We start from the raw sequence: 15,601 nt of genomic DNA, 5'->3' as shown, positions 1-15,601 counted from the left end.
CTTATTTCAGATTTTGTTCCAGATGTTCTGAACATTGTTCAAACTGATTTTTGTAGCTTGTTTGCATTCTTCCATTCCTTCGAATTCAATCGAAATGTATCCATCATAGCCGGATTGCTTGATAATATGGATGATATCGTACAGGTTGATATCTCCATGTCCACTGATTGCTCCGCGCAAAAAATTACCTGAAGCTGTTTGAAACCAGCCCTCACCAAGATGATGCGAAGATGCTGGACGATAATAGAAATCCTTGATATGCACCATGGAGGCATCTTTTATATTTTTCTTCACGGCAGCAACAGGGTCTTCATCCACACAGAGGAAATTTCCGACATCCAAAGTCGTTTTAAAATTTTCCCGGTCCACAATACTAAGCAGACGCTGAATCCGATCGCTTGCCTGAACATAAAAACCGTGATTTTCAATGCTGGTAACAATATCGTATTTCTTTGCGTAGTCAGCTATCCGTTGGCAGGCTTCCACCAACCTTGGCAAGTCTTTTTCAAACTGTTGAATCGATGTTTCCTGAGTTGGATTAAATGAAACATCATGCCGCATCCGCTTAACACCTAACGCGTTAGCAATATCTATTTCTTTTTTGACACGTTCCACCTCCTGTTCAAATGCTTCTTCTGTAGCCGGCAGAAAATCTGCTCCAATAGCATAATTAGATATTTCAATTCCAACCTCTTTTGCCTTTTTTTTAATTTTTTTAATTAAATCCGGGTTATCGGTCAACGTGTAACCCATCGGCACCAGTTCAATATGCTCTCCGCCCTGGGCTGCTGTCCAATCAATAACATCTAAAATGGTCATTTCCCCGTCATTCAGCGTTTTCACTAAACTATAAGAACTTATACCAAGCTTCATCTACGAATACCTCCAGTAGTTATTTATTTCCCTTTCATATAATCTAGTGCAATTAAAATTTTCATATCTGAACAAACGATACCTCTCCAGAAATACGACGATATTATCGATACTTGTCCTGTGTGCTTTCAAACCATCCTTTATTTCGTAATATCCAATCATATATTTCTTGATGACAAACAGAAAGCGATTACATATCATCATGTATTCTATGCTCAATTGGTTAAACATATTGACATGTTTTTTCACTCTAACGACTTCTTCAATAAATTCCTTTGGTGTATTCGTTCAAAGTAGGCTGATAATGAATAAGACTTTAATTGTTAATCGTTTTCTTTCCAACGATTATAAGCATCTTGATGGATTTCGACGTAACGTTCAATATTCATTTTTTCAATGGTATCTACATAGTTATCCCAGTTAGATAATGGCTCCACACCTGTAATAAATTTCGCTTCCATCTGTTCTACATAAGATTTCAAGTCTACTTCAATATTATTTACTTCTTTTTGCTCCTCCTTTGTCAAATAAACAAGCGGGTATCCGATTTCACCATATGGTTCAATCTTTTCAGCTGTTTCTTTCTTAATAAATTGTTCAAATACAGTATCTTCTCCTAGACTGTCCAAATCATTTCTTAATGATGGTGTCGTAATACCATAGTCAGGGGTGAGCGAACCTCGATAATCCTCCGAAGACTCATATCCTTCCGGTGTATCAAGCTTCTGCTTTGTTCCTTTTTCTTCGTCCTCCCACTCCCATAGATACCCTTCTGGTCCCATATTCAAATATTCAAATCCTTCGCTGGAATAGAAATGATCAATCCAGCGAATCGATGCTTCTGGATTCGGATTGTTTTCTGAAATAGAGAAGATACCTCTTGTCATCCCATGCCCCAGAGGGATGACAGGATCTTTTGAATCATCATTTGTCAAAGGATAGAACATTGGATTCTCAACAGCTTCTTCTTCTGATTCTCCTGTAGTAAAGAAAGAGTACCAATCCGGGAAAACACCTATGCGGCTGTCTTGTCCTTTAGCCTTTTTCTGTTCATCAGACTGGGAAAATGTTTCTGAATCCAATAATCCTTCTTCATATAGTTTATTCATATATGTTAAATATTCTTTATATGCTTCCTCCATTGGTGTATAACGCACTTTTCCGTTATTTTCTTCAATCCCCCATTCTTTGATGCCAAATGCGGCAAGCAGCCATGGACGAGAGCTCTCCATTTTCACGTCCAGTAATGGAATTTCATCAGCTTGTCCATTTCCGTTTGGATCCTCTTCTTTAAACCGTTTCAATAATTCATAAAATTCATCTGTTGTTTTAGGTAATTCTTCAACCCCTAGTTCTTCCAACCATTTCCCGTTATACCATAATGGGCCTGTATACCACTGAGCTGTGGTTTCATCACTAACCATTGGCAAGGAATAGATATGTCCATCAACGGTTGTAATCGACTTTTTAATATCCGGTCTTTCTTCCAGCAATTTTTTCAGATTTGGTGCATACTCTTCTATCAATTCTTCTAGCGGCATGAGTACACCCTGCTCTCCATAATCCACTTCCATCCCAGGAGTCAAATTATCCGTTCCTGCCCCATAAATAATATCACCTGTATCTCCGCTGGTAAAAGCCAGGTTCAGTTTTGTCTGAAAATCACTGATTGGTGGCGTAACGTATTGGAATTGAATGTTGGTCTTCTCTGCATAGTCCTTCAGCAGTTCCATGTTTTCCCATTCTTCGACTCCACTTCCTGGAGCCATCATTGTCAACTGTATTTCTTCATCCACAATGGGGAATCCTTCTTTGTTGACCTCAGCTTCTGCTGCTTTTTGCGCGTTTGCATCTCTTTTTTGCGTTTCTTCATCTGAACCACATGCTGCCAATATGGCAATGAATAAAATTAAAGTTAGAAGCAACCTCCAAGTATGTTTCACTGTTATTCTCCTTTCCATTTTCTAAATAATACTTAAAATTCATACTATTTATCTCTAACCTTTTAGCGAACCGATCATAACCCCCTTTACAAAGAAACGTTGTAAAAATGGATAAACAATAATAATTGGCAAGGTGGAAACAATCATTACACCATATTTGATAACTGCTGCAAGTTGTTGTTTACTGTGCATCGCTTCTGCCATACTTCCTGTTATATCCGTATTTTGTGAAGCCATTTCTTGTAGAACAAGTATTTCCCTCAGAACAAGCTGAAGCGGAAACAATTCTTTGTCCGATAAATAAATTAATGCATTAAAATAGCCATTCCAATGACCTACACCATAAAATAGTCCCATTACTGCAATAATCGGCATAGACAAAGGCAATATAATTTTGAAAAACATTTTAAAATTAGATGCCCCGTCAATAATTGCCGCTTCCTCCAGTTCTTTCGGAATCGTTGACTGGAAAAATACTCTTGCAATAACGATATTCCAGACAGCTGCAGCATTTGGTAAAACCATCGCCCAAATAGTGTCTATTAACCCAAGACTTTTGACAACCAGATAAGTTGGAACCAGCCCACCACTGAAAAACATAGTAAGTACAAACATAGCCATGAATAAATTTCTTCCCTTAAAATCCTTTCTCGACAAGGCATATGCTGCAGGTATCGTGACTGCAAGGTTAATGGTTGTCCCCAACACTGTATAGAATACGGTATTTAAATACCCTTTCCAGATTGCACCATTCTCAAAAATAATGTGGTACCCTTCAAACGTTATTCCTTTAGGAAAAAGCCACATTTTTCCTGAGTTCACATCAGCAGGATCACTAATGGATGCGCTGATTATATAGATCAGAGGATACAGCACAATCAATGTAGCAAAACCCAGGAAAACATAAATCAGCATTTTTATTATCTTATCGGTCATTGTTTCACTGATAGCTGAATTCATTAACATCTTCTCCTTTTACCATAAACTTGTTTCTGACCGTTTTCTTGCAATTTGATTGACAGTAATAAGTAGAATTGCGTTAATTACTGAGTTAAATAGACCGACGGCGGATGCAAAACTGTACTGTGCATCTAATAAACCAGCCTGATAAACAAATGTTGCAATAACATTAGACGATTCCAAGTTAAGCGGATTTTGTAAAAGTAAGATTTTCTCGAACCCCATCGCCATGATATTTCCTAGATTCATAATTAACAATATAATCATTGTCGGTACGAGAGCGGGAATGTTGATATGCCAGATTCGCTGCAACCTAGATGCTCCATCAACAATCGCTGCTTCATGATGCTGAGGGTCCACTCCTGAAAGCGCCGCCAAATAAATAATCGTTCCCCAGCCCGTACTTTGCCATACGCCGGAAAAAACATATACTGTCTTAAACCATTTCGGATCACTCATAAAAGGAATTGGATCAAATCCCAATAATGTAAGCCCATGGTTTATAATCCCCGTTGCAGGAGAGAGAAAAGCAATAATCATACCGGCCATTACTACGACTGATATAAAATGAGGCGCATAAGTGACCGTTTGTACCGTTCTTTTATACAGTCCATCCTTTGCTTCGTTCAAAGCCAACGCCAAAATAATAGGTAGTGGAAATCCGATAATTAATTCATACACGCTGAGTCCCAACGTATTCTTTATAAGATCCCAGAAATAATAAGAATCAAAAAATCGTTTAAAATGTTCCAGCCCTACCCATTCGCTTCCCCAAATACCGCTCGAAGGAATAAAATCTTTAAAGGCAATTTGAACACCGTACATAGGAATATAATGAAAAATAAAAAAGTACAAAAAGGCAGGTAAAATAAAAATGTACAGTTGCCAATTCTGTAGTATTTTTTTCTTCTTCTTTTTTGGCTTCGGCAATTTTGTCGAGGCTTTCCTGTTTTTTGGTGTTTGTCGTTTTTCCTCCTCGGTTAAGACCGTTGCTGTATTTGAATCCATATCTTCTCCCCCTTCATGTAACTGCTTTCATTCTAAATTTTTCAGAATAGAGGTTCAATATGTATATTTGGTTAAAAATTGTCTCTCTATCCTGCAAAAATCACTTTACCACCCGCACACCAATAAACTTAAATATTTAAGATATGTTGAATTTGTTCACCTATGTTAAATATGACACAATTATGATAAACACTGTAATGATGCTATTTTCTTTTCTCTCTATGTATTAGAAGCAAAACCCGTTTGACACTTTTAGAAATTATAAAACTGAAACAAAAAGAATGCGTTTACTCCAAAAAAGAACAATGCATAAGAAATATATTTAGACTTTTGTGAGAAGAAGACAAATGAAAAGTAATCTGAGAAACTCCCCTATTCAATTATTCTGTTCTTTTGCCTTCGTTTGTTCATCTGCTTGTGAAAATGTCTCCATCGTCTTTACTTGCAAAAACCAAATTAAACTTCATTTATTAGAGGGATGGTGTATTTAAATTTGATATTTATCATATTTGAATAGGGAATTAATGATTTCATATTGCTCCACCCCTCCATATCGCCACCTAGCGCCATCAGTTTAACTCTATCTCTTTATATACGATAGGAAAACCTTCTATATTTGAAGTCGCGCAACAAGTCCAGCAATCATTGCGATAGTATTACAATAGAGCTTTTCCTTGCTTCTCTGTATATAGAACAATAACTCGACAAAGGCTTTTTTGAAATACTGCACAAGACGACGAACTTTTAGTATTTATATATTAACGAAAAAATTCTACCAATAACTAGGAAATCTAGTTACTCTTCCAGCTATCATAGGCTTCCTGATGAATTTCAACATATCTCTCAATACCCATTCCTTTTATTGTTTCTACATAATTATCCCAATTTGAAATTGGTTCCACACCGGTGATAAATTTTGCTTCCATCTGTTCCACATATGACTCCAAATCTACTTCAATCGCATTTATTTCTTTTTGCTCTTCTCTTTTTATACTTACTTCAGGAATAGCAACCTGGTAATATGGTTCTCTTTTTTCTTCTGTTTCATCAATTGTAAAAAGAGCAAAATTATCAGGCTCTTCTTTTACATCTAGAGGAGGATTCAAAAATGGTGCTGCAATTCCATACGACGGTGTTAACGTTTTACGGTAATCTTCTGTATTGTCATACTCTTCAGGTAGAGGAAGCTGATTTCTTTTATTTTTTTCTTCATCAGCCCATTCCCATCTATATCCCTCAGGTCCCTGATCGAGGTAAACTCCTCCATCCTCGGTATAAAAATAATCTACCCATCTGATAGATGCCTCAGGATAAAGGTTTTCTTTCGTTAAAATAAAAGCGCCGCGGCTAAAACCTTGCGATGCAGTTACGATTAACTCATCCGATACCGGACTCGTTAATGGAACAGTCATTGGATTATTTATGGCTTCATCATTTGCCTCCCCAGTTAAAAAGTAAGAATAGTAGCCACCAAGCAGACCAATTTTATTTTCCTGTCCTTTTGCGGTTACCTGGTCTTCAGATTGAGAGAATATCTCGGGATCCAACAAGTTCTCCTCATATAATTTGCTCATATATATTAGATATTCTTTATAATTTTCCGTTATTGGCGCATAGCGAACTTCTCCATCAATTTCTTCTATACCTTGGCTTTTTAAACCAAAAGCGTTAAGAAATAGCATTCTAATAGGTTCTATTCCTTCACTGCTGATTGGAATTTCATCCGCTTTTCCATTTTCATTTGGATCTTCATCCCTGAATTGAATTAATAAATCATAAAGGTCATCTGTTGATTCAGGCAACTTCTCTATCCCCAAAGAATTCAGCCATTTTCCGTTATACCACACAGGATTCACCCATTTTCCTCTGTGATCCGTATTAATGTGTGGCAAAGCATAAATATGACCGTCTGCTGAAGTAATCGATTTTTTGATATCTGGTCTTTCTTCTAGTACTTTTTTGATGTTTGGTCCATACTCTTCAATTAGATCCTCTAAAGGTAAAAATTGACCCTGTTCTCCATATTCTCCTTCCATACCTGAAGTCAAATCAATTGGCCCATAAATAATATCATCTAAATCACCACTGGATAGAGCAAGATTTAAGTTTGTGCCAAAGTCACTGGCTGGAGGAGTATTAAATTCAAATTGAATATTGGTTTCTTCTGCATAATCTTGAAAAAAGGGCATATCCTCCCATTCTGTACCTTGTGCATTAGGCCCCATCATCGTCATCGTAATTTCTTCATCTACAATTGGAAAACCTTCTTCCCTTACCTCTATATTGTCGGCATGTTGCCCATTCTCCTCTATATCCGATGAACAAGCTGATATTAAACCTATTGCAACAATTGTTACAAGTATCATCATCACTTTGTTCCCCATCCACAAACTCCTTTCTTATTGTTCCATATTGACTAGATTGATTTACGCAATACTTATAAGCCCCCTCTATTTTGTAATTGTTTACATATTAGTACGTATTGAAAACGTTCACAATATGTATATTTATATATAAATTGTCATTGTTATTAACTAAACCTTGCTTACAAAGGTTTTATGCTTTATGTGATATGTAAAACTTGTTACAATATGCCGATTATTACAAAAACAAAAAAGGAACCCTTGGTTCCCCTCATTGTGTTATCTATTAAACCTGCGATATTGTCCAGGTGTAATCCCAACATTCTTTTTGAATTTCCTGGTAAAATTAGCAACATCCTTATACCCGACATTCAAAACAATCTGTTTGATTGAATCATTGCTTTTTACCAACTGCTGTTTAACATAATTCATTCTTAGCTCTTGTACATATTCAGAGAAATTAACACCAGTTTGATCTTTAATAAAACGACTGACATATGATGCTGATAGTTGGAATTCAACTGCAATTTTTCCCAGCGACAGATCGTACTGTTCAAAATGGATTTGTATATAGTTTAGGATATCTTTTCTTAACTGATCATTATGACTCTCTTTATCTTTTGCAACTTCTCTACACACTTCCTGAATCATTGTCAACAGGTCTTTATGCAGCTGTTCAGACGAACTAAATTCTGCAAGTTTATCAATATTTTGTATGTGGTTCCTGAGTCCAAGATCCGATATTGTTTTAATAACCGTATTAATAATGTCATAGTATATCAGCTTCACAGCGTGCAGTGGAAGTCCTTTCTTTGTATGCAGTGAAAAAATATCAGTTAATGTTTCCTTTGCTACTGCCACATTACCCTGTTTTAAACTTTGTACCAATTTTATTTGTTCTTCTCTGGGATAACCAAAGACCTGCTCCTGTTCTAAACTGATGTCTTCAAAGTTAATGATACTCCCCACTGGATACATAAATTTATAATCCATAGCTGCGAGGGCTTCAATGTAAGAACGATTGATTGATTTTTTTTCATTACAAATTCCTCCCACACTAATGGTAGGATCTGAAGAAAGCATCTTTCTCATATAATATTGTATTTCTCCAATTACCTGTCCTCTTTCTTTCCAAACATTTCCTTGTCTTTTCTCCAAGCCGATAATCAATGCAAAGGTATCATTGTAAAGTAAATTGACAGCCTGGCCAACGGCATTCATCAGTGCAAGTTCCGAAAAATCCTTTAATATTTTCTCTCTTGCTTCTACCACATTTGCTTTAACGTTTTTTTCCTCAAAAAAGATTATGGCAACAAAGTAGGCTTCCGCTTTTATCGGAATATGCAATGTATCCAGCATTTTTTCTATTTCTTTCTCGTCATTTATATCTCCTCTTAACAAACGGACCAACAGTTGCTCTCTTGCAAAAGGCTGTTGTAAATCGACCGTTTCATTAATCAACTGATAGTCGTGATAAATATGTGAAATACGGTGCTGAATGGTTTCCAATTCATTTTTATTTTCATTATTATGGCCATCATTTGTCAGTTCAAACAATCTTTTTATCGGTTTGTATTGATTTCTGCCCAAACAAACAGCAAGTACGATGCCCAGCACAAAAATACCTGTCATGATCAAAATGATTAATTGTTTTGTATGCTGCAATTTTCCAAAAAACTGATCTGTATCCATAATCGTTACAAACGTCCAATCACTGTCTTCTGATTTAACTGTTGAACGTGAATACTCATTCCCGTTAATTTTTAAATTATCAATCCCCTCCTTATTTCCAATAACTCTCCCTAAATTTGATTGTGCAATTTCTTCATCATGTATTGCAGCTGCAACTTCTTCATTATTTTCATTTAAAATATACGCATTTCCTTCAAAATCGCCCAGAATTGTTTCCATCTGGTCATTCATCATGGATTCCTTAATAAAAAACATCACCGTTCCATACGGTGTTGGATTATTTGGTGCAATTGGGTACAAATAAGCGACAACACGTTCCTTATTTCCTTCGTTTGTAATGATATTCTCAGCAGATTTGATTATTGGTAAATTCGTATGCAATTCTTCTATGAATTGCTCTTTTTCCCAATCCTCAAACTGGTATTTTCTTTCTAAGAGTACATTAAGCGGATAAGAACCATTGGTAGAATATAAAATATCTTTCGAATGATAATAAACAAATAATTCTTCTATAATAGAACTGTTTGCTTTATATTTTTTCAACTCATCGATGGCCTCACCACCGTAATAATCATCACTCACCATATAGGGAGTTAAACGAGGATCATAGGATATCCTTGCCGCAAGCGTTTTCAATTCATTCATTCTTCCATCTGTCAATTGTTTAACTTGTTCCAGTTTACTAATATTGGCTTGTTCAATTTCTTCACGTAAACTGGAAACTGAATTTTTGTATACGATAAAACTCAAAATAGAAAATGGAATCAGAAATATTAATAGGTAGGAGACAATATATTTAAATAATAAGCGGGATTTTATCCATTTAAATTTTGACACCTCCCTGGCCCCCTTTATTTTCAATTCATCTTTTTTTCTTCCAATTGAATAAAAGCTCTATGAGCAAACCATGTAATAGGAAAAATAGTCAATGACACTCCAAGAAAGAAAGTCAGCACCGGAAGATATACAAATAAATAATACAGCAGTAAAATACATAGCATCATGGCAACAGTCTCAAAAGGCCGGGAAAATGCTATGAAAAAAGATTGTTTGAAATATTGAAAGTATTTTAACTGATAACGTGCAAATACAGGAAAGAAATATAATAGAACTACGGTATATAGTAAAACGATAAATAATAATAAAGAATGAAGAAACGCAGATTGGATTACTTGTTTAGAGATGTTCAAATCTATATAGAGAAAGATACCTATAACTATAAGAACAATTCCGAGTCCATTTGATCGTAGAAATTGTTTCTTATATGTATGAAGAAATATCTGAAAAACAGGCGCATCATATCCTTCCTGAAACCATTTACTTATAACTGTAGTCACCGCAACAGTTGCCGGAATAACCCCAAACAGCCCAAGTCCCAATATAGTAAATATAAGCCAGAGTATCTGCAAGTAGATCATTTTAGAGAGCCAATTTCCAAAATCATAAAAAACCTTAATAAAGCCGTTTAATGCTGACATATTTACACTCCCATTTAATATTGTCGTATCCTTACAAATAAATCCTCCAATACGTCAAAATATTCGTATTTATCAAATAATATTTTTTATAACTTATAGGTTCCATATAACAAACATATCATATTTAACCATCTTTTGGTAGTCCAAATTTTTCGTTTTTTCAATATATTTTCACCCTCATAATATACACTTTTTCACAATTTACTTTTTCTCTCCATCAAAAATTTTACTGTATCACATTCTCTAAAATAAAATTTTATCCTTTCCTGATATAAAAAAACTAATAAAAGAATGTCTAATTAAAAACCCCCTGCCTACAATGAATGCATCATCGTAAACAGAGGGTTCTGCATTTTATTTGATCTATTATTTATCAGCCAAATTATAAAATGAAGTTAAACCGCCATATACACCCATACCAGCTAATTCATCTTCAATACGAAGTAACTGATTGTATTTCGCAACACGGTCGGTCCGTGATGGCGCTCCTGTTTTAATTTGACCAGCGTTTGTAGCAACTGCGATATCTGCAATGCTTGTATCTTCTGTTTCACCAGAGCGGTGAGAAACAACAGCAGTATAGCCGGCGCGTTTTGCCATTTCGATTGCTTCAAACGTTTCGGTAAGCGTACCGATTTGGTTCACTTTAACAAGGATGGAGTTTCCGATTCCTTCTTCGATACCTCTGGAAAGTTTGTTTGTGTTTGTAACAAACAAGTCGTCACCTACTAATTGTACTTTATCGCCAATACGCTCTGTTAATACTTTGAAGCCTTCCCAGTCGTTTTCATCCAGGCCATCTTCAATGGAGATGATTGGGTATTTGGAAATCATTTCTTCATACCAGTCAACCATTTCTTCAGCAGTACGTACCACGCCTTCACCTTTTAGATTGTATTTCCCGTCGCTGTAGATTTCAGAAGCAGCCACGTCCATTGCAAGTTTTACTTCTTCACCAGGTTTATAACCGGCAGCTTCAATGGCTTCTACAATAGTTTGAAGTGCTTCTTCATTGGAACCAAGGTTTGGAGCAAATCCACCTTCGTCACCAACGCCTGTATTGTAGCCTTTGGATCCTAATACTTTTTTCAAAGCATGGAAGATTTCCGCACCTGTGCGTAATGCTTCTTTGAAAGAATCCGCACCTACAGGCATAATCATGAATTCTTGGATATCTACATTATTATCCGCATGCTCTCCACCATTTAGGATGTTCATCATTGGTGTTGGCAGTGTTTTAGCGTTGAATCCGCCAAGATAATTGTATAAAGGAACTTCTAAATAATTTGCTGCTGCGCGGGCTGCTGCCATGGATACGCCCAGGATAGCATTCGCACCCAGTTTTCCTTTATTTTCCGTACCATCTAAATCAATCATTAATGCATCAATGATGTTTTGACGTGTTACATCTAAACCGATTAATTCAGGAGCGATGTTTTCATTCACATTTTCTACTGCTTTTTCTACACCTTTTCCTAGATAACGGTCTTTGTCACCATCACGTAATTCTACTGCTTCATATTCCCCTGTGGAAGCACCGCTTGGTACGATTGCCGAGCCAAATGCTCCAGATTCAGTGAAAATTTCTACCTCAACAGTAGGGTTTCCTCTTGAGTCTAATATCTCTCTTGCGTAAACGTCCGTAATATATGGCATTATTTTTTCTCTCCTTTACATGTAGGATGTAAGTTTTTTATTTTTTTATTAAAGATGAACCGGTCATTTCTTCCGGTTTTTCTACATTGAGTAAATCTAATAAAGTTGGTGCTAAGTCAGCAAGAATACCGCCGTCCCGTAGTGTGATATCATCTTTGGTAACAATAACAGGAACCGGGTTGGTTGTATGAGCCGTCATTGGTTTATCTTCCAATGTGATTACTTCATCTGAGTTACCATGGTCAGCGGTAATAATCGCATGCCCGCCTAACTCGGTAATTTTGTCTACAATTTTACCCAAACATTCATCCACTGCTTCAATTGCATCAATCGTCGGCTGGAGCATACCTGAGTGACCAACCATATCCGGATTAGCAAAGTTTAAAAGAATGGCATTCTGCTCTCCGCCATCAAGCTCTGATAATAACGCGTCCGTTACTTCATAAGCACTCATTTCCGGTTGCAGGTCATAGGTTGCTACTTTCGGCGAATCGATAAGTACACGTTTTTCACCGTCAAATTCTTTTTCACGTCCACCGCTCATAAAGAAGGTAACATGTGGATATTTTTCTGTTTCTGCAATACGCAGCTGATTTAAATCATTCTGTGCCAGAACTTCTCCAATCGTATTGTCGAGATTGACCGGTTTGTATGCAACCTGTCCATCTACCGTTTCACTGAAATTGGTCATCATAACAAACTCCAGATTCTTCGGTGCATTTTCGCCGCGGTCAAAATCTCTGAAATCATCATTCGCAAATGTTCTGGAAATCTGAATGGCACGGTCAGGCCGGAAATTATAGAATACAATCGCATCTTCGTCATCGATGGTTGCAACAGGTTTATCATTTTCATCAATGATGACAGACGGAATCACAAACTCATCATAGATGTCGTTCTTATAGCTGTCTTCCACAACTTCTGCAGCGCTATGATAAGAAGGCCCTTCACCATAAACCATTGCATCATATGCTTTTTTCACACGGTCCCAGCGTTTATCGCGGTCCATGGAATAGTAACGTCCAGATACCGTTGCAATTTTACCGACACCAAGTTCTTTCATTTTGTCCTCTGTCTGCTGCAAGTATTCACTGGCAGTTTGCGGACCGACATCGCGGCCATCCAAGAAGGCATGGACATATACCTCTTCCAAATCATAACTTTTTGCCAGTTCCAATAAAGCAAACAGATGGTTGATATGGCTGTGTACACCGCCATCGGATAACAGACCGAACAAGTGTAATGCTTTGTCATTTTCTTTCGCATGTTTTACCGCATTTACAAGTTCTTCTACTTCAAAAAAGCCGCCTTCTTCAATCGCCAGGTTCACACGTGTTAAACTTTGATAAACAATACGACCTGCGCCTATATTCAAATGACCGACTTCGGAATTTCCCATTTGACCATCTGGTAAGCCGACAGACTTTCCTGATGCTGTCAACTGATTATGCGCATAAGCATTCCAATAACGGTCAAAGTTTGGTGTTTTCGCTTGCTTGACTGCATTTCCTTTTTCTTCACTACGGATAGCAAAACCATCCAGAATAATTAATGCAGCTAATTTATCTTGACTCATTTTGTACCTGCCTCCACTAATTGAACAAAAGATTCAGGTTCTAAGCTGGCGCCGCCGACAAGTGCTCCATCAATATCTGATTGGAAAAGCAGTTCATCAATGTTTGCCGGTTTGACACTTCCGCCATATTGGATAACAACTTGATCTGCGATATCTTTGGAAGTAATGTCTGCAATGACTTCACGTGTTTTCGTACAAACTTCATTCGCTTCTTCACTGGTAGCTGTTTTTCCAGTTCCGATTGCCCAAATAGGTTCATACGCAATAACGGTTTGTGCTACTTGCTCATCTGATAATCCGGCTAATGCTTTTTTCACTTGGCCACCGACAACATCCATTGTTTCGTCTGCTTCACGCTGTTCTAACGTTTCTCCTACACAAACAATTGGTGTTAAGCCATGTGCAAAGGCCGCTTTTGTTTTCTGATTAACAGACTCATCGGTTTCTGCAAAATACTCACGGCGCTCCGAATGTCCAATGACAACATGAGTAACACCAATATCTGTTAACATTGAAGGGCTTACCTCTCCGGTATAAGCACCTGATTCTTCAAAGTGCATATTTTGTGCTGCAACTTTCACATTGGAACCTTTTGCTTTTTCTACAAGCGCAGGTAAATGGACGAAAGGAGCACAAACAATAGCTTCCGTGTTGCCGCTTGGCGTCTTAGGAATGACAGCGTCCATAAAATCAGTAGCCTCTGCCAATGATTTATTCATTTTCCAGTTTCCTGCAATAATTACTTTACGCATATGTCCACCTCATCTATTTTATTATTTATCGTTTAATGCATCGACACCTGGGAGAACTTTCCCTTCCATAAATTCCAAGGAAGCTCCGCCGCCGGTTGATACATGATTCATTTCACTTGCCAAGTCGAATTTTTCCACTGCGGCTGCAGAATCTCCGCCTCCGATAATCGAAAATCCTTCTGTTTCCGCGACAGCATCAGCAACTGCTTTGGTCCCGCCGGCAAACGCATTTAATTCGAATACACCCATTGGTCCATTCCAAATCACTAATTTGGAGTCTTTGATAATCGAAGCGAATTTTTCGCGTGTTTTTGTACCGATATCCAATGCTTCCCAATCAGCAGGAATTTGGTCGATAGCTACAATTTTCGTATTTGCGTCTTCTGAAAAATCATCAGCTACAACGGCATCAACTGGTAAAACGAAATTCACGCCTTTGTCTTGTGCTTTTTGCATAAATTCTTTTGCTAAATCAATTTTGTCTTCTTCCAATAGAGATTTTCCAATTTCGTGCCCTTGTGCTTTAACAAACGTATATGCCAATCCACCACCGATAATCAGGTTATCCACCTTATCAATCAGATTGTCAATCACGTTAATTTTATCTTTTACTTTTGCTCCGCCGATAATTGCTGTGAACGGACGTTCCGGATCTTCCAACGCTTGACCGAGAACTTCTATTTCTTTTTCCATTAATTGACCAGCTGCAGCTGGAAGTTTTGTAGCAACACCGGTTGTAGAAGCATGTGCACGATGCGCTGCTCCGAATGCATCATTGACATAAACATCGGCCATATCAGCAAATGCATTCACGAGTTCCGGATCATTTTTCTCTTCGCCAGCTTCAAAACGCACATTTTCAATTAATAAAATATCGCCATTGTCTAATTGGCCAATCGCTTTATCGACTTCTTCTCCGTAGACTTCATCCGTTTTAAGGACATCTTTATTCAGTAATTCACTCAATCTTTTTGCTACCGGATCCAGGCGAAGTTCATCGACAGCTGTTCCTTTAGGGCGCCCTAAATGACTGGCCAAAATGAGTTTTGCACCTTTATCCGTTAACTCACGGATTGTTGGCAATGCCGCACGAATACGCGTATCATCTGTGATTTCACCATCTTTTAAAGGTACGTTAAAATCAACACGGCAAAATACACGTTTTCCTTCCACTTGTAAATCAGCAATGGTTTTCTTGTTCAACGGAATCCCTCCTAATTTGGTATAGACAACTCTTGTTATTATACCATTTTATCTTGCTTTACTACTAATTCTACATAAGTTGAAATAAAGATTTCCC

At 37.3% G+C, this 15,601-nt stretch carries 11 protein-coding genes; all 11 read right to left on the bottom strand.

The window, feature by feature from the left end; translation table 11 throughout:
- Nucleotides 1–6: 6 nt before the first annotated feature.
- The 11 genes from B7E05_RS06175 to B7E05_RS06125 all read right to left on the bottom strand — a co-directional run bounded on the left by B7E05_RS06175 (nucleotide 7) and on the right by B7E05_RS06125 (nucleotide 15,504).
- The gene (locus B7E05_RS06175; RefSeq protein ID WP_080873384.1) at nucleotides 7–873 is read right to left on the bottom strand and encodes a sugar phosphate isomerase/epimerase family protein; all 867 of its coding nucleotides are present in this window, start codon (nucleotides 871–873) and stop codon (nucleotides 7–9) included.
- Nucleotides 874–1,196: 323 nt separating this feature from the next.
- Entirely contained in the window at nucleotides 1,197–2,816 is a 1,620-nt protein-coding gene (locus tag B7E05_RS06170) for an extracellular solute-binding protein (protein ID WP_245832986.1), read from the bottom strand.
- A 54-nt stretch (nucleotides 2,817–2,870) separates the two neighbouring features.
- A complete protein-coding gene (locus B7E05_RS06165) occupies nucleotides 2,871–3,776 on the bottom strand; it encodes a carbohydrate ABC transporter permease (protein WP_218672694.1) in 906 nt (301 codons plus the stop codon).
- 15 nt (nucleotides 3,777–3,791) lie between these two features.
- A complete protein-coding gene (locus tag B7E05_RS06160) occupies nucleotides 3,792–4,784 on the bottom strand; it encodes an ABC transporter permease (RefSeq protein WP_080873381.1) in 993 nt (330 codons plus the stop codon).
- A gap of 791 nt (nucleotides 4,785–5,575) precedes the next feature.
- Nucleotides 5,576–7,168: an extracellular solute-binding protein gene (locus B7E05_RS06155; RefSeq protein ID WP_080873380.1), complete on the bottom strand. Its 1,593-nt coding sequence runs from the start codon at nucleotides 7,166–7,168 to the stop codon at nucleotides 5,576–5,578.
- 258 nt (nucleotides 7,169–7,426) lie between these two features.
- Nucleotides 7,427–9,676, bottom strand: a complete 2,250-nt coding sequence (locus B7E05_RS06150; protein WP_143833188.1) for an AraC family transcriptional regulator — start codon at nucleotides 9,674–9,676, stop codon at nucleotides 7,427–7,429.
- Nucleotides 9,677–9,696: 20 nt separating this feature from the next.
- Nucleotides 9,697–10,317, bottom strand: a complete 621-nt coding sequence (locus tag B7E05_RS06145; protein ID WP_080873378.1) for a YesL family protein — start codon at nucleotides 10,315–10,317, stop codon at nucleotides 9,697–9,699.
- 366 nt (nucleotides 10,318–10,683) lie between these two features.
- The gene (gene eno / locus B7E05_RS06140; RefSeq protein WP_080873377.1) at nucleotides 10,684–11,973 is read right to left on the bottom strand and encodes a phosphopyruvate hydratase; all 1,290 of its coding nucleotides are present in this window, start codon (nucleotides 11,971–11,973) and stop codon (nucleotides 10,684–10,686) included.
- A gap of 37 nt (nucleotides 11,974–12,010) precedes the next feature.
- Nucleotides 12,011–13,549 (bottom strand): 2,3-bisphosphoglycerate-independent phosphoglycerate mutase, encoded by a 1,539-nt coding sequence (gene gpmI, locus B7E05_RS06135; protein WP_080873376.1) that lies wholly within the window; start codon nucleotides 13,547–13,549, stop codon nucleotides 12,011–12,013.
- Nucleotides 13,546–14,301: a triose-phosphate isomerase gene (gene tpiA / locus B7E05_RS06130; protein WP_080873375.1), complete on the bottom strand. Its 756-nt coding sequence runs from the start codon at nucleotides 14,299–14,301 to the stop codon at nucleotides 13,546–13,548. The genes gpmI and tpiA overlap by 4 nt, the downstream gene beginning before the upstream one ends.
- 21 nt (nucleotides 14,302–14,322) lie before the next feature.
- Nucleotides 14,323–15,504 carry a phosphoglycerate kinase gene (locus tag B7E05_RS06125; protein WP_080873374.1) on the bottom strand — a complete coding sequence of 394 codons (1,182 nt, stop codon included), beginning with the start codon at nucleotides 15,502–15,504 and terminating at the stop codon, nucleotides 14,323–14,325.
- Nucleotides 15,505–15,601: the final 97 nt, after the last annotated feature.

Origin of the sequence: Oceanobacillus timonensis (assembly GCF_900166635.1) — a bacterium.
Taxonomy (GTDB): domain Bacteria; phylum Bacillota; class Bacilli; order Bacillales; family Amphibacillaceae; genus Oceanobacillus; species Oceanobacillus timonensis.
This window is presented reverse-complemented; position numbering and strand designations above follow the sequence as displayed.

Excerpts from the sequence above, each read along its gene's own strand:
- B7E05_RS06155 (WP_080873380.1), bottom strand. The coding sequence starts at position 7,168 with ATGGGGAACAAAGTGATGATGATACTTGTAACAATTGTTGCAATAGGT.
- B7E05_RS06160 (WP_080873381.1), bottom strand. The coding sequence starts at position 4,784 with ATGGATTCAAATACAGCAACGGTCTTAACCGAGGAGGAAAAACGACAA.
- B7E05_RS06175 (WP_080873384.1), bottom strand. The coding sequence starts at position 873 with ATGAAGCTTGGTATAAGTTCTTATAGTTTAGTGAAAACGCTGAATGAC.
- tpiA (WP_080873375.1), bottom strand. The coding sequence starts at position 14,301 with ATGCGTAAAGTAATTATTGCAGGAAACTGGAAAATGAATAAATCATTG.
- B7E05_RS06145 (WP_080873378.1), bottom strand. The coding sequence starts at position 10,317 with ATGTCAGCATTAAACGGCTTTATTAAGGTTTTTTATGATTTTGGAAAT.
- gpmI (WP_080873376.1), bottom strand. The coding sequence starts at position 13,549 with ATGAGTCAAGATAAATTAGCTGCATTAATTATTCTGGATGGTTTTGCT.
- eno (WP_080873377.1), bottom strand. The coding sequence starts at position 11,973 with ATGCCATATATTACGGACGTTTACGCAAGAGAGATATTAGACTCAAGA.
- B7E05_RS06165 (WP_218672694.1), bottom strand. The coding sequence starts at position 3,776 with ATGAATTCAGCTATCAGTGAAACAATGACCGATAAGATAATAAAAATG.